Source organism: Blastocatellia bacterium (assembly GCA_016713405.1).
Lineage (GTDB): Bacteria > Acidobacteriota > Blastocatellia > Chloracidobacteriales > JADJPF01 > JADJPF01.
Map to the genome: position 1 here is coordinate 17,311 of JADJPF010000004.1, position 21,570 is coordinate 38,880.

Annotated in this window: 17 protein-coding genes; 13 read left to right on the forward strand and 4 right to left on the reverse strand. The window is 36.3% G+C overall.

The genetic code is table 11. The features are described from left to right. Position 1 precedes the first annotated feature (1 nt). The 4 genes from IPK14_06405 to IPK14_06420 all read right to left on the reverse strand — a co-directional run bounded on the left by IPK14_06405 (position 2) and on the right by IPK14_06420 (position 5,755). Positions 2-1,612: a methylmalonyl-CoA mutase family protein gene (locus IPK14_06405; protein ID MBK7993054.1), complete on the reverse strand. Its 1,611-nt coding sequence runs from the start codon at positions 1,610-1,612 to the stop codon at positions 2-4. Beyond that, on the reverse strand, positions 1,593-2,576 hold the full coding sequence (locus IPK14_06410; GenBank protein MBK7993055.1) for a DUF2029 domain-containing protein: 984 nt from the start codon (positions 2,574-2,576) through the stop codon (positions 1,593-1,595). Before IPK14_06410 ends, IPK14_06405 begins: the two co-directional genes overlap by 20 nt. A gap of 371 nt (positions 2,577-2,947) precedes the next feature. After that, the gene (locus IPK14_06415) at positions 2,948-4,960 is read right to left on the reverse strand and encodes a hypothetical protein (GenBank protein ID MBK7993056.1); all 2,013 of its coding nucleotides are present in this window, start codon (positions 4,958-4,960) and stop codon (positions 2,948-2,950) included. 45 nt (positions 4,961-5,005) lie between these two features. Beyond that, complete coding sequence (locus tag IPK14_06420; GenBank protein MBK7993057.1) at positions 5,006-5,755, reverse strand: ZIP family metal transporter; 750 nt, start codon at positions 5,753-5,755, stop codon at positions 5,006-5,008. 508 nt (positions 5,756-6,263) lie between these two features. On the opposite strand from IPK14_06420, the gene rsmH reads away from it, so the two are divergent. From rsmH to IPK14_06485, 13 genes are all read left to right on the forward strand, one after another. Next, positions 6,264-7,232 carry a 16S rRNA (cytosine(1402)-N(4))-methyltransferase RsmH gene (gene rsmH / locus IPK14_06425; protein ID MBK7993058.1) on the forward strand — a complete coding sequence of 323 codons (969 nt, stop codon included), beginning with the start codon at positions 6,264-6,266 and terminating at the stop codon, positions 7,230-7,232. Between the two features lie 118 nt (positions 7,233-7,350). Beyond that, a complete protein-coding gene (locus IPK14_06430; GenBank protein MBK7993059.1) occupies positions 7,351-8,148 on the forward strand; it encodes a Uma2 family endonuclease in 798 nt (265 codons plus the stop codon). 21 nt (positions 8,149-8,169) lie between these two features. Continuing rightward, entirely contained in the window at positions 8,170-8,514 is a 345-nt protein-coding gene (locus tag IPK14_06435; GenBank protein MBK7993060.1) for a hypothetical protein, read from the forward strand. A 33-nt stretch (positions 8,515-8,547) separates the two neighbouring features. After that, complete coding sequence (locus IPK14_06440; GenBank protein ID MBK7993061.1) at positions 8,548-10,713, forward strand: transpeptidase family protein; 2,166 nt, start codon at positions 8,548-8,550, stop codon at positions 10,711-10,713. A 12-nt stretch (positions 10,714-10,725) separates the two neighbouring features. After that, a complete protein-coding gene (locus IPK14_06445; protein ID MBK7993062.1) occupies positions 10,726-12,189 on the forward strand; it encodes a UDP-N-acetylmuramoyl-L-alanyl-D-glutamate--2,6-diaminopimelate ligase in 1,464 nt (487 codons plus the stop codon). 40 nt (positions 12,190-12,229) lie between these two features. After that, on the forward strand, positions 12,230-13,639 hold the full coding sequence (locus tag IPK14_06450; protein ID MBK7993063.1) for a UDP-N-acetylmuramoyl-tripeptide--D-alanyl-D-alanine ligase: 1,410 nt from the start codon (positions 12,230-12,232) through the stop codon (positions 13,637-13,639). Then, positions 13,639-14,727 carry a phospho-N-acetylmuramoyl-pentapeptide-transferase gene (locus IPK14_06455; protein ID MBK7993064.1) on the forward strand — a complete coding sequence of 363 codons (1,089 nt, stop codon included), beginning with the start codon at positions 13,639-13,641 and terminating at the stop codon, positions 14,725-14,727. The genes IPK14_06450 and IPK14_06455 overlap by 1 nt, the downstream gene beginning before the upstream one ends. Positions 14,728-14,738: 11 nt before the next feature. Continuing rightward, positions 14,739-16,109 (forward strand): UDP-N-acetylmuramoyl-L-alanine--D-glutamate ligase, encoded by a 1,371-nt coding sequence (gene murD / locus IPK14_06460; GenBank protein ID MBK7993065.1) that lies wholly within the window; start codon positions 14,739-14,741, stop codon positions 16,107-16,109. Then, positions 16,103-17,221 (forward strand): putative lipid II flippase FtsW, encoded by a 1,119-nt coding sequence (gene ftsW / locus IPK14_06465; protein MBK7993066.1) that lies wholly within the window; start codon positions 16,103-16,105, stop codon positions 17,219-17,221. Before murD ends, ftsW begins: the two co-directional genes overlap by 7 nt. Further along, positions 17,221-18,309 carry an undecaprenyldiphospho-muramoylpentapeptide beta-N-acetylglucosaminyltransferase gene (gene murG, locus IPK14_06470; protein ID MBK7993067.1) on the forward strand — a complete coding sequence of 363 codons (1,089 nt, stop codon included), beginning with the start codon at positions 17,221-17,223 and terminating at the stop codon, positions 18,307-18,309. The genes ftsW and murG overlap by 1 nt, the downstream gene beginning before the upstream one ends. Positions 18,310-18,326: 17 nt before the next feature. Then, positions 18,327-19,691 carry a UDP-N-acetylmuramate--L-alanine ligase gene (locus IPK14_06475; GenBank protein ID MBK7993068.1) on the forward strand — a complete coding sequence of 455 codons (1,365 nt, stop codon included), beginning with the start codon at positions 18,327-18,329 and terminating at the stop codon, positions 19,689-19,691. A gap of 15 nt (positions 19,692-19,706) precedes the next feature. Beyond that, complete coding sequence (locus tag IPK14_06480) at positions 19,707-20,603, forward strand: FAD-binding protein (protein ID MBK7993069.1); 897 nt, start codon at positions 19,707-19,709, stop codon at positions 20,601-20,603. Between the two features lie 12 nt (positions 20,604-20,615). Continuing rightward, the gene (locus IPK14_06485) at positions 20,616-21,566 is read left to right on the forward strand and encodes an FtsQ-type POTRA domain-containing protein (protein ID MBK7993070.1); all 951 of its coding nucleotides are present in this window, start codon (positions 20,616-20,618) and stop codon (positions 21,564-21,566) included. The last annotated feature ends 4 nt before the right edge of the window (positions 21,567-21,570 follow it).

Here is a 21,570-nt window from a genome sequence, read left to right on the forward strand (position 1 = left end):
ATTAGAGTCCTAAAACTTCTTGATATTCTCCAAAAACTTTTCTTAAAACATTAGAAATTTCTCCTACAGTTGCATAACACTCTACTGCATTAATAATATAAGGCATTAGATTTTCATTAGTTTGCGCTATACGTTCAATTTCTGATAAAGCTTCTTGTACAAGTGAGTTATTTCTTTCTGCACGAAGTTTTTGTAAAAACTCTACTTGCAAGCGTTCAATTTCTGGATCAATTCTTAATCTAGGAATAGAATGTTCTTCTTTGATAGCAAATTTATTTACACCAACAACGATTTCTTCGCCTCGTTCTACTTGTTTTTGATACTTGTAAGCAGCGTCTTGAATTTCTCGTTGTATCCAACCTTTTTCAATTGCAGTTAAAACGCCTCCCATATCATCAATTTTGTTTATATATTCTCTAGCTTTTAGTTCAAGTTCATTTGTTAAATATTCTATAAGATAAGAACCTGCTAGCGGGTCGGCTGAATCTGCTACGCCAGATTCATGTGCAATAACTTGTTGGGTACGAAGCGCGACACGGGCCGCTTCTTCTGTAGGTAAACTTAAAGCCTCGTCCCGTGAGTTTGTATGTAGTGATTGTGTTCCACCTAAAACAGCCGCTAAAGCCTGAATGGTGACACGTACAACATTGACATCAGGTTGTTGGGCTGTAAGTGTGCTACCAGCGGTTTGAGTATGAAAACGTAGCATCATAGACTTTTCGTCTTTTGCTCCAAAACGTTCTCGCATAATGCTGGCCCAAAGACGACGAGCAGCACGAAACTTTGCTATTTCTTCTAGCAAATTATTATGTGCATTAAAGAAAAAGCTTAATCTTGGGGCAAATTTATCAACCTCTAAACCTACATCAATTGCCGCTTGGACATAACAAATCGCGTTGGCAAGTGTAAAAGCTATTTCCTGGGCTGCTGTTGAACCTGCTTCACGAATATGATAACCAGAAATAGAAATAGTGTTCCAATTAGGAACTTCTTTAGCACAAAAAGCAAAAATATCTGTAATTATTCGTAAAGATGCTTTTGGCGGATAAATATAAGTTCCACGTGCAATATATTCTTTTAAGATGTCGTTTTGTATTGTCCCATTAATTTTATCAAGCGATATGCCTTGTTTTTTAGCAACAGCAATATAAAGAGCAAGCAAAATTGATGCTGTAGAATTGATGGTCATTGAAGTTGAGACTTTATCAAGCGGTATACCATCAAAGAGTATTTCCATATCTTGTAGAGAATCTATTGCTACACCAACTTTTCCAACTTCTCCAAGTGAAAGCGGACTATCAGAATCTAGCCCAATTTGTGTTGGTAGATCAAAAGCAACAGAAAGCCCTGTAGTACCATTTTCTAGCAAATATTTATAGCGTTGATTAGACTCGCGTGCTGTTCCAAAACCAGCATATTGGCGCATTGTCCAAAAGCGGCTTCGATACATATTGGCGTGAATACCACGAGTAAAAGGATATTGTCCAGGCTCAGAAAGGTCTAAAAACCCTTCTTTATCAATAGCATCTTCGGCTAAAAATGTTCTTTTAATTTCTATACCAGAAGAAGTCTCAAAATTTTCTTTGCGCTCTTTAACTTGTTTTGTTGACATATGTTAGTTGTTCCTGAAAATGGTTTTTTCTTATAGCTCGAAATCTTAGCAGATCCCATATTAGTAAAGCAAAAAATGGTAGATATTCAATTAATTTGATAATTGTAGATTCTTGCCAAATATTTTCTTGTGTGTATTTAATTAAAATATAGTAGGAAAATTGACAAGACATTATTAACCAAAAAAAAGCTTTGCTTGGAATAAATATTAAAAGAGGGATAATCCAAGTTAAATACCAGGGATGAACTATTGGAGAAAAAATATAAATTCCCATTAAAAATAAAAAAATAGTAAATATAAAATCTTGTTTTTTAAGCAAGATAATTATTATATAAATAGCTAGAAATATATAACAGATAAAGCTAGATATTTTACTTTGATTAGTAAAAAAATGTAGTAAAGAAAATATAGAACTATTAAAATAAAAGTCTTTAATAAAAGTATTAAAAGAGCCTAAAACTTTATATCCTATACTTAAGTAAGGCAAATAACATAAAAATATTGTTACTAAAAATATACTATAAAAAAGCGGTAAGTATTTTCTTTTGATATAATAAAAACTGATTGGTAAAAAAATAATAGGCATTATTTTTATTAAAATAGCACTAGAGAGAGCTATTGCAGATATGGCAACTCTTTTTGATAAAACTGTATAAATAAAAAGAACTAAAAAAAATACTCCTACTGCGTCAATATGTCCACTAATAAAAAATTCAACTATTGGCAATGGACAAAGACAATAAATTGCTACATTTGTTGGATTAATTTTTAATAAATCAAGTATTTTAAGCAGTATTAAATTAGTGAAAATTTCAAAAATTAGTAACAATATTTTAATACTAATAATATTATTTTTGCTAAATAAAAAGGCCACAAAAAATAACATTTGTGCTAAAGGTGGGTAAATTGTTGGTAAGTGGGGATGGTTGATAGAATTATAAATAGACAAATGTCTATAATTCATTAATTCTAAAGCATTTGGAGAATATAAATAAGGGTTAATGCCTTGAGTTTGTATATAACCATCCCAAATATAGCGATAAATGTCATTAGATAGAAATGGAGGTAAAGAGATTAATGTTAATCTATATAATGTCCCAAATATAAAAATAAGTATTAATATAGTATTATATGAATCATTTATTTTGGATAAAATCTTTATATTAATAAAATATAAAGTAAAACAAATAGTTATACTTACAATATATATAATATAAAATGACTGTTGGTTATTAATAAAATATAAAGATAAATATATTATTTCAGAGATAGAGCAAGATAGTAAAAAATAAAATAATTTAAGGTTTTTATTTTCGCTGCATAACATTAAAATTGTTAATTCATAAAAAATCTTAGTAGCATTATCGCGCTAAAGACTAAAGATATTATAGAAATAACTTTAGCTACAGTAGCTTTACTACGATTTTCTGTAATTCCATATTTATCTAGGATTTTAAGTGCATTTTGAGATTTAATTAAACCCACTACAGATAGTGGAAACAGACAAGTGCAAATTAAACCAACAATAGAAAAAATCAATGCTGATTGAGCGTCTTCAAAGGCTTTTACTACTTCAGAATTTCTAGTTGCGTCAGAATAAGTTTGTCCTATAGGTGAAGCAACTGGTAGTTGACCGGGTACAGGTGGAGCAAATGGAGGAGGTTGATACATTGCATTTGGCTGATTAGGCATAGGCGGTGCAAAAGGTGGTCTTGGCCCAGGTGCCATTTGTGGAGGTTGTGCATAGGGTTGATATTGTGGCTGATTTGGTTGTTGGTAGGGCATTGGATTAGGGCTATATCCAGGACTTGGAGGAGGATATTGACCCTGATTAGGGGGGTAGGGTTGCGCTTGGTTAGGGGAATAAGGTTGTGCTTGGTTGTGTGGGTAGGGTTGCGCTTGGGCCGGTGGATAAGGCTGTTGAAGCGGGTAGCTTTGACGCACAGGAGGTGCCATTTGAGTTGGATTTTGGTTAATTCCTGGAGCCGTGTTAGCTGGTCTAATAGGTTGTGTGTTATATGCTTCAGGAGACATTGCAGGTGGGTAATTAGGGTTAAATCCAGCTTGATTTGGAGGCATTCCTGGTGCAGGAGTCATCATTGTTGGAGGTACTTGGTTTGCATAAGGAAAAGCCTGGGGCGGCGCATTTACCCAAGGATCTTGCGAATTTAACAACTCATTGGCTTGTTGACAAGTAATAATATTTGGATTTGCCTCTGAGGAAAGTCCTTTTTCTACTTCTAATTGTAACTTACCACAATATTTTTCTATTTCTCGGTCAGATGCTACTATTTTTATTTTTGTTTTATCTTTAAGCAATTTATAAGTTGCTAAATCTATAACAACAGAATAGTTACGTTCAATTAATGCTGTTACTGCCGCGCTAATACGATCAGCTAAATCATCTGGACGAGTTAGACCAAAAGAAGGGAAATTGATTAAATCAACGTCTAACCTAATAGGTCTAGGGGATGAACTAATAAAAATATCTATAAATAGACGAGGACTTGCACCAAAACCCATTTGAAAAGTTGAAATTAGCTGCACGTCATCATAAGGGATTCGCTCAATTGTTGGATGTGCAATACTAAAACCATAGTCATTAGCTGAAACACGACCACTAGATATTGGAGTAACAGATTTAGCTGCTTCATCATATAGTGGGTTTAGCACTTTAACACTTTGCCACCATTCACCCTTAACTTGATTTGGTTTATCAGCAATAGGTTGCTGAATAGTTGCAGCATCACCTTTAAGGTCTGAGGTCATTTCTGGTAAACCAGGTGTAGTTTTATAAGGGTCTATGCTTGCGTCAGTTTGTCTGGCAGTAGCTTTGCCTAGGGGTTTCTTATTTAAGCTTTCGTCTTTGGCTTCTTTAGCTTCATAAAAAACAGGGTAATCTGAATCTAAAGCATTTTGTTTTGGAGCAGAATTTTCAACCTCTCCAAAAAGAGGTGGTAGAGGCTTACTTTCACTAATTTTTACTATTTCTGGACTAACTTCTTCTACTTTAGGGCTTGGCTGAGGTGCTTCGTTAGAAACGTTAGAAACACTTTTAGCTGCAATAGGTGCTTGCTCAACTGGAATAGGAGCAGACTCTTTTATATGGTCAGTTTCATCGGCAATAAGATTTATTGTTGCTATTGCACCAATAGATTCTAAGGCGGATTTATATTTGTTGGCTTGATCTTGTGTTAGCCCTTTTTTTACTACAATAGGCGCAGAAGCAATCATACGCTCTGCTTTATCATTAGGTACTTTAAACTTTTCTATTAGCTTGCTTTTAACAAACTCTCTTTTTTCTGGGCTGTCTTCTTTTAATCCTTCAAATATTACTTGAAACGCCATTATTCACCTCGCAGAGCAACTACATAGGTAGTTGAAGGGCTTTGGTTAAGAAATGATTAAAAAATCTAATAACTTTTCTGTAACATAGTAAAGCACTACTCCACCAAATACTGCCAATGGAATGGTGGTACGTTCTGAACCGCTATTTACTTCTGGAATCAAATCTGAAGCAGCAACATAAAGCGTAACACCAGCCGACAAAGGCAAAGCATAATGAGATGCTTGCTTAAAAATAACTATTGCTAATGTTCCAATCAATGTTACTACACCAATAAAAACACTTGCGAAAAATGCCGTAGAGCGGCTTTGACCAGCAGCAATCATTATGGATGCAACTGTAAAACCTTCGGGTAATTTGTGCATTATTATAGCAATAAAAATAAGTATTCCTAATTTAACATCTACAGCAAAACCTGCACCTATTGAAATACCATCAAAAAATGTGTGCATCGCCAAACCACCTACCGCTGTATAAGCCGATGCTACTGATAAAAGATGTGCATGGGTTTCTTCCCCAAAATGAAAATGTGATGCTAAAGTATGCTCAAAAAATTGTATTAGCAAATATCCTGCTAGTACTATCATTAGTGTTTGAGTATTATTACCAGAATTTATTTCTAAACTAGCAGGGATTATTCTTAAAAAAGTTGCTGCTAACATAAACCCAGCACCACTAGCTATTAAATACTTAAGTATTTTAGGATCTACTGCTGGTCTTGAAGAAATAAACAACCCACCTATGATGTTTGCTACTGCTGCAACTAAAGCATAAAGTATTGCTCCTGACCACTGCATGAATAGATACTCTTTCACCTAAACGGGTATTTTTATATGGCTCTTTTTTGATAAACGGCCATCATAACACACTTGCTAAAAACTGTCTTGTTGTCAGGGAAGATGTTTTAACTTCTCTTGTCTGTAAATAGAATAAATTAACTAATTAATCTAATTATACAGTAATATGCGTATAGAAATAACCTTACTAATAAATAAGGTTATAAATTTGAATAAAGAAACAATTTAAAGTTCAGGAAAAACTCAAGCTTTAGTTAGCTAAATTACAGTATATAAATAATATTAGTAGTTGGAGTTTTTGCTTGACAGACTTTCTAATAGTGGCGTAGTATTTTGGTTGTAAAAAAGCAAAAGTAGCTTTTTTTTAGTGTGTTGGCCTTTTTCAGTTAAAGTTCTGCTTAAAGAGATTAATTATAATATTAACCCTCACACAAAATGTTTATCTAAACTAATTAGGCACGGCTTAGAGTAAGCTAAAACAAAATTAAAATTTTTAAGGAGTTTGGCTGTGTCAGCAACAAGCTTTTTTCATCGTTCAGTTTTACTTACAGAAATATTAACAAGCTTTGAAACAGTTTCAAGCGGGTTAATTATTGACTGTACTCTTGGCTTGGGAGGCCATAGCGAGACTTTACTTTCAACAAAAAAAGATATCTATTTGTTAGGGATTGATCGAGATTTAATTGCTATAAAATGTGCCGAAGAACGCCTTGCTAACTTTGGCAAACGCTTTGAAAGCTCCCATGCTGATTTTAGAGATATAAAAAGAGCAGTTACTACAAGCAATTTCAGCCATTTACCTATACAAGGCATCTTAGTAGATCTAGGAGTATCTTCAATGCAGCTAGATACTCCTAGTCGAGGTTTTAGCTTTCAACACGAAGGCCCGCTAGATATGAGAATGGATTTTTCTCAAGGCGAAACAGCCGCTGACCTTGTTAATTCTTTATTAGAAGAAGAACTAGCTGATTTAATTTATGAATATGGAGAAGAACCTGCTGCCCGTGTTATTGCTCGCCATATTGTTAATAATAGAGAGCTTAAAGCTATTAAAACAACTCGTGAGCTAGCCCTAATTGTTGCAAAAGCTGTAGCCTGGCGGGAAAGAAAGCTTGGACACAAAATAGATTATAACCAAATACATCCGGCAACTCGTACTTTTCAAGCCTTACGTATAGCTGTCAACCAAGAACTAACTAATTTAGATAAGTTTGTAATGGAAGCCATAGATCTACTTTCTCCAAATGGACGTTTAGCCATAATTTCTTTTCATTCTCTAGAAGATAGAATAATTAAAAATACTTATCGTGCTGCAACAGGTGTTTGCCAATGTCCTCCAAGGCTACCACAATGTATTTGTGGTAGAAAAGAAAAAGTAACTTTAATTACTAAAAAACCTTTAGTTTCTACTGAGCATGAAAAATCTACTAATCCAAGGTCAAGAAGCGCAAAACTAAGGGTTTGTGAAAAGTTATAATAGATTTGGGTAAACAAATTTTGAGGTATTTGTTATGTCAAAAGTATTAAAAGCTGATCAAATAGTCCAACAAAAAAAGGCAAAAGAGATAATTTATCCAGATAGTGATGGCAAACGTATGGCTGATAATACTGAACAGTTTGATTTTATTGTAGAACTAAAATTAAACATGGAATGGATTTTTGCTGAAGAGCCAAATGTATTTGTAGCAGGTGATTTACTCTGGTATCCAGTGGAGGGCGATAACAAAATTAGACTTGCTCCAGACACAATGTTAGCGTTTGGTCGTCCAAAAGGTCGCCGAGGCTCTTATATGCAATGGAAAGAAGCAGGAATTGCTCCTCAAGTTGTTTTTGAAGTTCTATCGCCTGGCAACCGTGCTAAGGAAATGAAAAAGAAACTTGAATTTTATGAAAAATATGGAGTACAAGAATACTACATTATTGATCCCGATAGAAAAACACTTAAGGGTTATATTAGAGCAGGCCATCAATTGTCCCCAATTGTCCAAATGAATGGTTGGATTAGTCCTAAATTAAAAATAAAGTTTGAAATTAAAAATAAAGAAATCTTGCTTTACCAACCTGATGGAAATCCATTCATTAAATATTTAGAACTAACTCAACGTTTTCAAGAAAAAAGTTTAGCTCTTGATGCTGAAAAAGTCCTTACCGAAAATGAAAAAGCGCGTGCCGAAAATGAAAAAGCGCGTGCTGAAAGTGAAAGAATACGTGCCGAAAGTGAAAGAATGCGTGCCGAAAGTGAAAGAATGCGTGCCGAAAATGAAAAAGTGCGTGCTGAAAGTGAAAGAGTGCGTGCCGAAAATGAAAAAGCGCGTGCTGAAAGTGAGAAAGCGCGTGCTGAAAAATTAGCAGAACAACTTCGGCTACTGGGAATAGATCCAGATAAAGTTTAATGTCTTTTGGGTAAATAAGTTATGTCACAGTATTTTGATAAACAAGTAAAAAATACTCAAGTAATACGCCGTGATGGTAAAAATCAAACAGTACTAGTAATTTTAGCTCTTGCTCTAGGCTGTGTTATTACCTATGGTTTTATTTTGGCGGCACAAAAACACTTTTCTGCACTTGAAATAGGCTATAAAAGCGAAGAGCTAAAACGAGAGCGCGATAAACTTGAGCTTCAGCAACGTAAACTTACTTTGGAGATGGAAAAAAAGCTAGCACCGCAAAAACTTGATTCTAAAGCTCAACAACAAGGTTTGGCTTTGCCTGTAGCAAAAGTTGATAAGAAACAGGAATCAGAAAAAGTATCAGATTAAAAATAAAATTTTTAGTTTTAAGGAGTAGTAGTTTTGCTATCTAAACAACCTATAAATGGCAAAATACAAAAGACTGCTAACACAATGCCGATTATCAAAAAACGGGTTGTAATTTTTTGTTTGCTTCTTATAGCTTGGGCAATAGGCGTGCAGGCGCGTTTAGTTCAATACCAAGTTTTTAAGCATGAACAAATGACAAAACTAGCTGAACGACAACAACAACGCACAATAAAAACTACTCCAAAGCGTGGCTCTATTTTTGATCGTAAAGGGCGAGAGCTTGCCCGCAGTATTGAAATTGAGTCAATTTATGTTGCTCCTAATGAAATAAAAGACCCATATAGATTAGCTAAATCACTAGTTTCAATTCTTGGTATGGAAGAAGATTTAGTTTTATCTCGATTAACAGCTAAAAAAGTTTTGGTTAGCTTAAAACGTAAAATTACTGATGATGAAGCAAAAGCCTTAAGAGAAGAGATAGAAAAAGAAAAATTTACAGGAGTTCATTTTGTTACAGAAACTAAGCGGTTTTACCCTAAAGATGAGGTAGGAGCTTATATTTTAGGCTTTGTTGGAATGGAAGAAGATGGGGCCGCTGGGATAGAACGCCAATATGATCGCCATATACAAGGGCGTTCAGGCTTTGTTTCTGTAGAAACCGATGCACACGGTAAACCCTTTGGACGCTATGAAAAACAACCTGAAGTTGGACAAAGTTTAGTTCTAACAATTGATGAACAACTACAATTTCGCACAGAAAAAGCCTTGCGCGAAGCTGTAGAAAACGTTGGTGCTAAGGGTGGCATTGCAATTGTTATGAAACCAAGGACAGGCGAAGTTCTAGCAATGGCTAATTTGCCTGGTTTTAATCCTAATACACCTATCATAGATGGAAAACAGTTAAAAGATCGTCGTAATCGTGCTGTAGAAGATGCTTATGAGCCTGGATCAGTTTTTAAGGTAGTAACTTACTCTAGTGCATTAGAAGCAAAAAAATTAAGACCAGATGATAAAATTGACTGCCAGGGCGGAGCAATCACTATTGCAGGCCATACAATAAAGGATGGTGGACGTTATGGACTGCTTACAGTAGGTGAAGCCGTAGAAGTTTCTAGTAATGTTGCGGCTATTAAAACAGGTCGAATGCTAGGAAAAGATTTACTACTTAAAAGTATTACTGACTTTGGCTTTGGGAAGCCAATAAATGCTGGGCTTCCTGGAGAATCACCTGGTTTTGTTGGTGGTACAAAAAACTGGAGTGAAGCTTCTTTTGGAGCTTTACCAATTGGCTATCAAGTTGGTGTCACCCCACTGCAAATGTTAGCCGCCGTTTCAGTTGTAGCTAATGATGGTGAATGGGTACAACCGCATGTGTTAAAACAAATTGTTTCAACTACTGGAGATGTTGTTTTTGAGCCAGATGTAACTAGACGTAAAGTTATTAGCACTTCTACTGCTGATACAATGAAAAAAATCTTAGAAGGTGTTGTAGTAAGAGGAACTGCTAAAAAAGCTCGCTTAGATGGTTATAGCGCGGCAGGCAAAACCGGAACTGCCCATAAATATGACCCTGCAACACGTCGCTATGCTCCAACTCGTTACTATGCTTCGTTTTGTGGTTTTGCTCCCGTCAGCAATCCAGAAATTGCTGTCATTGTGGTAATTGATGAGCCTCGGCTAGGTCTTCATCACGGAGGTCAAGCCGCGGCTCCTGCTTTTAAGACAATTGCTGAAATGGCTCTACGCTACTTAAATGTCCCTCCAGATGAAATTAATTATGAATTACCTGAATCTGATAAACCTAGTGTTATAGATGATTCTATGCCTTTAGAAGAAGATATAGATTTAGAAGCTTTTGATAGTGATGAGGTAGTTTCTAATAGCGAAAATAGCGAATCTATAGCAACTTTCCATCAGGCAATTGATGACGAAATATCTAATAAAACTAACAGCCCATTAAATAGCGTTGCTGTCAGTATGAAAAAACCTGCAATAGTTGAAGTCTCTGAAGGTGAGGGAAGTTTGCCTATGCCAGACTTACGCCGTCAAGGAATGCGAAGTGTCCTACAACGTTGTAAAGAATTAGGACTGAAAATTACTTTTGAAGGTACAGGTGAAGTTGTTGAACAATACCCAGCACCAGGTACAGCCGTTTCACCATCAACACAATGTCATGTGGTTTTACAAAAGACCCATTAGCGAAAAATAAATATGGTTAATTTAATAGATATAGCAACAAAGTTAGGAATAAGCCAAACACAAAATATAGAAGTGCTAGGAATAACTCATAGCACAAAAAATTGTGGGCAAGGAGACATTTTTGTTGCTATACAGGGCTTTCAAATAGATGGAAACAGTTTTGTTAATCAGGCTGTTGAAAAAGGCGCGGTAGCAATTATTTCTGAAAAACCAAAGCCAGAAAATTTCCCTCTACCTTGGCTCCAAGTTAAAAATGCTAGAGAAGCTCTAGCCGCTGCTGCTGCTGTAGTTTATCAGTACCCAACCAAAGAACTAAAATTAGTTGGAATTACTGGCACAAATGGAAAAACTACAACAACAACTATAATAGATGCAATATTTAATCTAGCCTATGGTCGCTCAGCTATGATTACTACTATTTGCAATCGTATAGGCCAAGAAGAAATCCCTGCCCAAAGAACCACTCCAGAAGCTTGTGATACACAAAAAATGCTTCGTCAAGCTGTAAACATAGGCTGTCGCGCGGCTGTAATGGAAGTTTCCTCCCAAGCTATTGACTTAAAACGTGCTAATAACCTAGATTTTGCCGCAGTAGTCTTTACTAATCTAACTCAAGATCACTTGGATTATCATAAGACTATGGAAAATTATTTTGCTGCTAAATGTAGGCTTTTTGATGGCAGTCTTGGAACTAAAAACGCTACAGCAATTATTAACCTAGATGATGAATACGGCCAAAGATTGATTAATATTTTTGAAGGCCAAAAAATTACCTATGGATTTTCTGAAGTCTCGCAAGTAAAACCTCTAGACTACAAACTATCTTTACAAGGAATTAGCTTAAATCTACAAACCCCTAACGCAACGCTACAGTTAAACTCTCACCTAGTCGGTAAACCTCATATTTACAATATTATGGCCGCAGTTGCTACAGCTATTTCCCTTAATATTGACTTAGCAATAATTAAACAAGCAATAGAAAATCTACCTAGTGTTGCAGGTCGCTTTGACCGTGTTAAATGCGATATAGATTTTGCTGTAGTGGTTGATTATGCCCACACAGATGATGCTCTAATCAAAGTGTTAGAAACGGCTCGCCAAGTCACTACCGGACGAGTGATTTGCTTATTTGGCTGTGGTGGTGATAAAGATCGCACAAAACGCCCTCTTATGGGAAAAGCTGCGGCTCAAGGAAGTGATTTTGTGATAATTACGTCTGATAACCCAAGAAGTGAAGATCCAGAACAAATAATTTTGGATGCTGAAGTTGGGGTAAAAACTACTAATACTCCTTATGTAAAAATTATTGATAGACGTGAAGCAATAAACTTTGCTATCAAACAAGCTAACCCTGGAGATATTGTTATTTTAGCTGGCAAGGGGCATGAGAATTACCAAATTCTAAAAGATAAAACTATTCATTTTGACGATAAAGAAGAGACTCAGAAAGCCTTACAAGCTCTTAAAAATCAATAAATTAAAAATAATAATAGATGTTTTTTGTGAGGGGAAAATTTTGAAATTAAGAGAAATTGTAGAAATCATAACTAATAATCAAATTGCAGAAACTCTTGCAGAGCAAGAAGTTACAGGTTATAGCATTGATTCTCGAAATATACGTCCAAGTCAACTTTTCTTTGCCATCAAAGGGGAAAAGTTTGACGGACATGATTTTGTTGAATCAGCTTTAGCCTCAGGTGCTTTAGCAGCCGTTGTTAAAGAAGATTTTGAAAAACTTTCTGATAGCCGTCTAATAAAAGTTCCAAACACTTTACTAGCCTTACAACAATTAGCTTCAGAGGTCTTGCGGCGTTGGAATCGTCCGGTTATTGGTATTACTGGCAGCGCAGGCAAAACGACTACAAAAGAACTAACCGCTTTAGTTTTATCAGCTAAAGGACGGGTGCATAAATCCATAGGCAATCTAAATAATGCTTATGGTCTGCCGCTTTCTATTTTAGAAATGGTAAGCGATGGCGCAAAAGCGTCAGATTTTGACTTTGCTGTTTTAGAAATGGGAATGAGTACAGCGGGCGAAATTCGCCGCCTTTGTCAAATTGCTCCGCCAAATGTTGGAGCAGTGCTAAATGTAAAGGCTGTCCATTTAGAAAACTTTGAAAATATCCAAGGCATTGCTAATGCAAAAGCAGAACTAATTGAAGGGTTAAAACCAAATGGTTTAGCTGTGCTTAACGCTGATGATCCTTTAGTTTTGCCGATGCAAACACGCCATCCAGGTAAACATGTCACATTTGCTTTAGAAAATCCGGCAGAAATCCGCGCAATTAATGTTCAAAGTTTGGGTGTTTTAGGCAGTAAATTCCGTCTTATTACAACTAAGGGACAGGCAGAAGTTAGTTTTCCTTTGGCTGGGAAACATCTGCTTTATAACGCGCTAATTGCTGCTGCAATTGGGGACTATTTTGAGTTATCTGCTGAGACAATTGCCGAACAGTTGCAACTAGCGCGTCCTGCTTATCATCGAGGCGAATTGCTTAAATTCCAAGAAAGTTTTTTAATTGTTGATGATTCTTATAATTCCAACCCACACGCCTTAAATGAAATGGTAAAAATGCTAGCACAAACAACAGGCTTTTCTAGAAAAATTGTTGTAGCAGGAGAAATGCTAGAGCTAGGTAAGACTGCTGTAGAAATGCACCAGTCCTGTGGAAAATTTATAGCAGAAAGCAAAATAGACTTCTTGGTTGGAGTTCGTGCTTTAGCTCAAGAAATTGTTAATGGTGCAGTGTCGGCAGGCATGGCAAAAGAAAATGCTTATTTTGCATCTACAGTTGAGATAGCAGGTCAATTTTTAGCAGAAAATATTAAAGCTGGAGATTTAGTTTTAATTAAAGGTTCAAGGGGCGTAAAAACTGAGCTAATTATTGACCTACTAAAAGAAAAATTTAGCTGGGAGAAAACATAGTGCTGTATTACCTATTTTATGAAATTCTAAGGCATGTTCATCCCTCTATGTCTTGGCTGCGGGTGTTTGAATATGTAATCTTTCGTGCTGCTGTAGCCACTTTGACAGCAATGCTTATTAGCTTAGTCTTTGGCCCCTATTTGATTAGAAAATTACGTGAGTTACAAATAGGTCAATATATCCGCGAAGAAGGCCCAAAATCCCACCAGAAAAAGCAGGGGACTCCAACAATGGGAGGGATTTTAATTTTATCCTCTGTTGTTATTTCAACTGTTTGTTGGATGGATTTAAGCAGCATAAATGTTTGGCTAGCGGTTTTTTCTATTTTAGCTTTTGGTGCTATTGGTTTTGCAGACGACTATCTAAAAGTAGCAAAAAAGAACAACTTAGGCTTAGAAGGCCGCTATAAGCTCCTTTTTCAATTAGTTACTTGTCTAGTAATCATCATAGTTTTATTTCTAAGTGGTTATCCAGCTAAACTTAGCTTGCCATTTATTAAAGATTTTACTCCTACCTTGTGGTGGCCGATTTATGGTGTTTTTATTTGGTTTATTATCACAGGCTTTTCTAATGCAGTAAATTTAACAGATGGTCTTGATGGTCTAGCAATTAGCATTACTTTTGTTACTGTAGCCACTTTAACAGTTTTTACTTACTTAACAGGCCGAATAGAACACGCTCAATATTTAGGACTGATTCATAATCCTTCTGTGGAAGAAGTTACAGTCTTTTGCTCTGCTTTAGCTGGTGCAAGCCTTGGCTTTTTATGGTTTAACTCTCCACCAGCAGAAGTTTTTATGGGCGATGTTGGCAGTTTAGGTATAGGCGGCTGTATTGGTACTGTAGCAGTAATTATTAAACAAGAGCTACTGCTTGGACTTATGGGAGGCGTTTTTATTATGGAAATGCTTTCTGTAATGATGCAGGTTGCTTCTTATAAAACCACGGGAAAGCGAATTTTTAAGATGTCGCCTATTCATCATCATTTTGAGCTAATTGGTTGGAAAGAAACAAAAATAGTTTTTCGGTTTTTAATTGTAGCAATATTTTTTGCTTTGCTTAGTTTAGCAACTCTTAAATTACGATAGATAAATACTTTATGGACTTAAAAGAAAAACAAGTTACCGTCATTGGAATGGCAAAAAGCGGACTAGCTGCAGCTAAGTTTTTAGCCTCGCGCGGTGCAAAAGTTTTGGTTAGCGATGCTAAATCTAAAGAAAAATTAGCCGCAGAAATAGAGTTTTTAATTTCTCATAACATTGCTTATGAAACAGGTAGTCATAGCCAAGAAGCTTTGTTAATGGCTGATTTAATTGTAGTTAGCCCAGGTGTCCCGCTAGAAATTGCTCCCTTAGAACAAGCCCGCAAAGCAGGAAAAAAAATAATTGGAGAAATTGAGCTAGCCGCAAATTTCCTTAAAGGAAATGTTATAGGCATTACAGGATCAAATGGAAAAACAACTACTACAACTCTAGTAGGTAAAGTTTTGTCAGAAGCAAACTTTAATACTCTAGTAGGCGGAAATATTGGTACACCTTTAATTAGCCTGGTTGATAATTCTAATGATGATAGCATTACAGTAGTAGAATTAAGTAGTTTTCAATTAGAGTCTACTGAAAGTCTTCGCTTAAAAGTTACATCACTCTTAAACATCACACCTAATCATTTAGATAGATATGCTAGTTTTGATGATTATGTAACAGCTAAAAAGAGAATTTTTTTAAATCAACAAAAAGATGATTTTGCAGTGTTAAATGCTGATGACAAAATAGTTAGCGCAATGGCAGATATAACCAAAGCGCGAAAAATTTTCTTTAGCTGCAAAAAAGAGCTTGAAAAAGGAATCTTTTTGCGCTCAGATCAGATTATCTATCGTGATTCTCAAGGCCAAGAAACCTTACTTCTTAAAGTTAGTGAAGATGTTCGTTTGCGTGGCACACATAATTTAGAAAATGTGATGGTTGCCTTAGCTGTAGGAATTGCGCTTAATGCCCCTATTGCCTCAATGAAAAATAGTATTTCAACTTTTCAGGGAATTGAGCATCGCTTAGAACCTGTGGCAGAAATCAATGGCGTAAATTTTGTTAATGACTCAAAAGCAACTAGTGTTGATGCAGCTATAAAAGCTGTAGAGGCTTTCCCTAGCAATTTAATCTTAATTCTAGGTGGAAAAGATAAAGGTAGTGATTATAGTCCTTTTCGTCCGCTAATTGCTGAAAGAGTAAAACATCTAATTTTAATTGGTGCAGCAACAGAAAAAATTGCTGCGGCCTTAAGCGGAATTTGCCCTGTTGAACGTGCTAGCACAATGAGCGATGCTGTAGAAAAAGGTTTTACCCTAGCTAAATCAGGTGACACGGTTTTACTTGCTCCAGCCTGTTCTAGCTATGACATGTTTGATAATTTTGAGCAACGCGGACAAGTTTTTAAGTCAGAAGTTATAAATTTACAAAATAAACAAATATGCTAAGACTACAATTAACAGAACAAAGCTATGGTGATCGCTTACTGCTAGCTACTACAGTAGGATTAATGCTTTTTGGCATTTTAATGGTCTATAGTTCTTCGGCTGTAATGGCACAACAGCTTTATGGCAACCAATTTTATTTTTTTACTAAACAAGCTCTTTCTGCTGTAATTGGCGTTGGTGGGATGATTCTTTTAATGAGATTTGACTATCGCATCTTAAAACATCCTTTAGTTGTCTATGGATTAATTGCAATTAGCATCTTTTTTCTTGTGGCTGTGCTGCTTCTGCCAGCTACCAAAGGTACACATCGTTTTATCCGTTTAGCAGGATTTTCTTTTCAACCATCAGAATTAGCTAAATTAACTGTGGTAGTTTTCTTAGCTTATTTTTTAGAAAAACGTGCAGCAGAAATACGTAATTTTAAGCTTACTTTTATTCCTGGGGTCATAATTAGCGGTTTATTAATGGGTATGGTGTTGCTGGGCAAAGATTTAGGGACTACCTTTGTAATGGGACTAGTAACTTGTGTAATGATGGTAGTTGCTGGGATACCGCTAAAATATCTAGGTGCTTGTGCTTTGCCGGTGTTACCTTTGCTTTATTGGCAGCTTTTTCATGTCGCTTATCGCTTTGAACGGCTAAAAGCTTTTCTTGACCCTTGGCAATATGCACGTGATGAGGGTTTCCAAGTTGTCCAATCTTTAATTGCCGTTGGTAGTGGAGGGGTAGAGGGTTTAGGACTTTCTCAAGGCAAACAAAAACTTTTTTATCTTCCAGAAGCGCATACAGATTTTATCTATGCTGTAATTGGTGAAGAACTAGGGCTAATTGGTGCAATATCAGTAGTTTTGCTATTTCTGTTATTTCTTTGGCGTGGAGTAAAAATTGCTAACAATGCACCAGATATGTTTGGATGTTTTTTAGCTATTGGTTTTACTGTAATGTTAGTTGCTCAAGCATTTTTTAATATGAGCGTAGTTTTAAGCCTAGTTCCAGCAAAAGGTATTCCACTCCCATTTATTAGCTATGGTGGTACATCGCTAATGTTTAGCTTGTTTGCAGTTGGAGTAATATTAAATGTTTCTAATTATCTTAAAGCGGAGCCTGAGTAGTGGCACTTAAAGTAATTATTGCTGGTGGTGGTACTGGAGGACATATTTTTCCTGGTGTAGCAATTGCACGGGAGTTTCAAAGCCGAGACTCGTCTAATGAAATTTTATTTGTTGGTACTGAACAAGGGTTAGAAAAAAAAATCATTCCACGAGAAGGGTTTAAGCTGGAAATGATTCATGTAGCAGCACTTAAAAGTGTTTCAATAGCAAAACGTATAAAATCACTTTTAATGCTACCAGGAAGTTTTTTAGAAGTTCGCAAGCTACTAAAAAGTTTTCGTCCTGATGTTGTAATTGGTGTTGGTGGTTATTCTTCTGGGCCTGTACTTTTGTTAGCAGCCCTTCAAGGTTTGCCAACAATGGTAATAGAGCCAAATGCTTTGCCAGGTTTTACTAACCGAGTATTAGCAAATTTTATTGATAAAGCAGCAGTAACTTTTGAGGTTTCTAAACCTTATTTCAAAGGAAAAGCAGTTGTGACTGGAAATCCTGTTAGAGGAGAATTTCAAAATATTGCTAAAAAAACACGTGCTAGCCAAAATCATTTGCTAATATTTGGCGGTTCTCAAGGTGCGTATGCAATCAATATGGCAATGATTGAAGCTCTGCCAAAACTCGAGGCAAAGAAAGCTAAACTTTCTATTACTCATCAAACAGGAGAAAAAGATTTAGAGCAAGTTCGGGCAGCTTATCAACAACATGGGTGGTCAGCCGATGTACGTCCTTTTATAGACAAAATTGTTGATGAGTTTGCCCGAGCCGATTTAATTTTATGCCGTTCTGGTGCTACAACTGTGGCTGAATTGACCGCAGCAGGAAAAGCCGCAATACTTGTGCCTTTTCCGCTAGCAGCCGATGATCATCAGCGAAAAAACGCTGAAGCTTTGGAGCAAGCTGGCGCGGCAAAAATGATTGTCCAAAAAGATTTGACCATAGAACGCTTGGCAAAAGAACTAGTTGACTTGATTGATAATCAAGAAAAGATAGACGTAATGGAAATAGCTAGCCGAAAACTAGCACACACAGACGCAGCAGCAAAAACCGTAGATTTAGCTTTAGCTTTAATGAATCAAAAGAATAAAAGATGAGGTAGGCCCTAAGATAAATGTTTAAACGCTATAGACATATCCATTTTGTAGGTATTGGCGGAATTGGAATGAGTGGTATTGCAGAAGTTTTACTTAATCAAGGCTATGGGGTTAGTGGCTCAGATGTAAAGCTTTCTCCTGTAACTGAACGTCTGTCAGCATTGGGAGGCACTATTTACGAAGGCCATTCGGCTGATAATGTTAAGGGTGCTGATGTTGTCGTCATTTCTTCAGCCGTTCGCATGGATAATCCCGAAGTAGTTATAGCAAAAAGTCGTCAAATTCCTGTTATTCCACGTGCTGAAATGCTGGCTGAACTGATGCGCCTTAAATATGGAATTGCTGTTGCAGGTGCGCACGGTAAAACCTCGACTACATCAATGATTGGGCTAGTGTTAAATCTAGCAGGACTTGACCCAACAATTGTTGTTGGTGGACGAGTAAATGCTTTTGGAAGTAATGCAAAGCTTGGACGCGGTGAATTTATGGTTGTAGAAGCTGATGAAAGCGATGGATCTTTCTTAAAAATCTCTCCAACCATTGCAATTGTTACTAATATTGACCGCGAACACCTAGACTATTACAAGGATTTAAGCGAAATTTGTCAGCATTTTATTGATTTTGTTAATAAAGTCCCGTTTTACGGAAGTATTATCTTATGTTTAGATGACGCTAATGTTCAGTCAATCATCCCACAAGTTAAGCGTCAATTAATTACTTATGGCTTTTCTGCTCAAGCATATATTTCTGCTGTAAATATTAAGCTAACAGATAAATTTGGCTCAGAATTTAGTGTTCGTGACCGAGGCCGCGACTTAGGACGAGTTAAATTACAGGTTCCAGGCCAGCATAATATTTATAATGCTTTAGCTGCAATTGCTGTTGGGCTAGACCTAAACATTGATTTTGAAAAAATCTCTGCTTCACTTGCTCAATATCACGGTGTTGACCGTCGTTTTCAAATTAAGGGCGAGAAAAATGATATTTTGGTGGTGGATGACTATGGACATCATCCAGCAGAAATCAAAGCTACTTTAGCAGCAGCAAAAAGTAGCGGAAGACGTTTAGTTGTCTTCTTTCAACCTCACCGCTATAGCAGGACAAAGCATCTTTATGATGAATTTGCCCGTGCTTTTTACGAGGCAGATGTGCTTAGACTCGCTGATATTTATGCAGCTAGCGAAGATCCAATTGAGGGAATTAATTCTCAAAATCTGGCTAGCAGTATTGAGCAGTTTGGTCATAGAGATGTTGCTTATATAGGCCCGGTTAGCAACGGTGCCTCTAGCCTAAAAGAAATTGTTCGGGCCGGAGATCTAGTTTTAACTCTGGGTGCTGGCAATGTTTGGCAAGCTGGAGAAGAATTATTAAAGGTTTTGTAGGTTCAATAAGCGCAAATGGAGATAAGAGAGCAAATTACAGAAATTTGTCAGCAACTAGAAGTAACGCTACGTTGTGGTCAGAAAATGCGCAACCATACGGCTCTAGGTGTAGGTGGAGAAATTGACGCAATTGCTTATCCAGAAACACCAGAAGCCGCAGCCCAATTAATAGCAGAACTTGATAAAGCTAGAATTAATTGGTCTGCTTTGGGGATGGGTAGCCGAATAATTGCCCAAGATGCACCTATTAGCCGAGTTGCAATTAGCTTAAAACTTTTAGAAGAAGTTTTGCTCTTTAAGAATAATATTGTACAAGTTCATTGCGGCTATAGAATGTCAAAATTAGCTGTTGCAATTGTTGAGCGTGGATTTTGTCGCTTGGAAAAATTTGTTCCTTATCTAGGGACTTTAGGCGCGGTAATTCACCATAGAGATAATAAAGACTTGTTTCTTTCTTCTATTGAAAGTTTTACTTGTATTAGTGAAGGTAAGATAGTAAAAATGCCTGGCTATGAACTCTATCATTTTACTGATATAGAAAAGGAAAAATACTTACGCCTAGTGTTAGGAGCAGAGCTAAAAGTTTTTGGTAATAACTCTGAAGGTTATAAAAAAAAGTTACTTGAAAAAGTTAATCGTCAATTGAAAAAAAGACGAGATCATTTAATAGGCACTGGGCCAATTTTTACAGAAAAAGTAGGTAGATTTTCAAGCGCAAAACTAATAGAAAATGCTGGCTTAAAAGGTTTTTCTTGTGGTCAAACGATGATTTCTCTACATGATACTAATTTTATTATTAATAATGGTAATGCTAAAGCAACAGAAGTGTTAGATTTAATTGAGCAGGTCAAAGACAAAGTTAAACAACATTCAGGTGTAGAGTTAAGCTTGGCCTTGGAAGTTTGGCGGTAGGAGTTTTTTTATATGGCAAGTGAGAAAATTAAACAAGTAGTTACACCAAGAAAGCGCAACGCACGTTCTACTAAAAGCATTAAAATTGCACCTATAGATTGGGAAAAAGTACATGGCTATAGCCGAATAGCCTTAAAAATTGGTGCTGCTATTGGATGTTTAGTAGTAATTGTTTTTCTTTATAATAGCGTAGTTTCCTTGCCAGCATTTAACTTGCGTAATGTTGAAGTAAGCGGTAACTCTCGTATTAGTTCAGCGGAAATTGAAAAAGCAATAAAAAATAATTTATCTAGTGCGCTTTTTGCTACAAACTTAAAAAAGATTCAAACACAACTTCAATCCTTTGTTTGGATTAGAAAAGCTCAAGTAATTCGTATTTTACCTGATACTTTACGTATTCGTGTTGAAGAAAGAAAACCTTTAATTCTTGTTCGCTTTGAGGAGGAACAAATTCCTGTTTGGATGGATGAGGAAGCTGTTATTTTAGGTGAATATGATAATGCTTTAGATAAAGAATTACCGCCACTTGCTACAGGTTTTGTACGTGAAACAGTTGCAAGCACACAGGCAGAGAATTTAGATAAAGTGTCTATGTATAAACAGTTGATGACAGCTTTTGATGGTGGGCCAAAGAAATTTTCTCCGCTTATTGAGGAAATAGATTTATCTAACTTAAAAGACATAAGAGTTCAACTTTCAGAAGGTTCTGTAGAGGTTGATTTAGGTGATAGAGATTTTCGCGCACGTTTAACAAGGGCTTTAGATATACTTTCAGCACTACGCAACCGAGATTTAACAAAGTTAAGAGACTACAAACTTTTAGATCCTCAAATTTTACAACAAGCCGAACAAATACGATTTATTAGTGTTGTTCACCCTACACAAATTGCGATTAGATCCGCAAAATCGTCACAAAATAAAGAAGCTACACAGAAAAATCCAGTAGCTCAAAAAGAGAGGTAATTTT

Coding starts and splice junctions, on each gene's coding strand:
- IPK14_06405 (MBK7993054.1), bottom strand. CDS start 1,612: ATGTCAACAAAACAAGTTAAAGAGCGCAAAGAAAATTTTGAGACTTCT.
- IPK14_06410 (MBK7993055.1), bottom strand. CDS start 2,576: ATGAATTATAGACATTTGTCTATTTATAATTCTATCAACCATCCCCAC.
- IPK14_06415 (MBK7993056.1), bottom strand. CDS start 4,960: ATGGCGTTTCAAGTAATATTTGAAGGATTAAAAGAAGACAGCCCAGAA.
- IPK14_06420 (MBK7993057.1), bottom strand. CDS start 5,755: ATGCAGTGGTCAGGAGCAATACTTTATGCTTTAGTTGCAGCAGTAGCA.
- IPK14_06430 (MBK7993059.1), top strand. CDS start 7,351: ATGGCTGATAATACTGAACAGTTTGATTTTATTGTAGAACTAAAATTA.
- IPK14_06435 (MBK7993060.1), top strand. CDS start 8,170: ATGTCACAGTATTTTGATAAACAAGTAAAAAATACTCAAGTAATACGC.
- IPK14_06445 (MBK7993062.1), top strand. CDS start 10,726: ATGGTTAATTTAATAGATATAGCAACAAAGTTAGGAATAAGCCAAACA.
- murD (MBK7993065.1), top strand. CDS start 14,739: ATGGACTTAAAAGAAAAACAAGTTACCGTCATTGGAATGGCAAAAAGC.
- ftsW (MBK7993066.1), top strand. CDS start 16,103: ATGCTAAGACTACAATTAACAGAACAAAGCTATGGTGATCGCTTACTG.
- IPK14_06475 (MBK7993068.1), top strand. CDS start 18,327: ATGTTTAAACGCTATAGACATATCCATTTTGTAGGTATTGGCGGAATT.
- IPK14_06480 (MBK7993069.1), top strand. CDS start 19,707: ATGGAGATAAGAGAGCAAATTACAGAAATTTGTCAGCAACTAGAAGTA.
- IPK14_06485 (MBK7993070.1), top strand. CDS start 20,616: ATGGCAAGTGAGAAAATTAAACAAGTAGTTACACCAAGAAAGCGCAAC.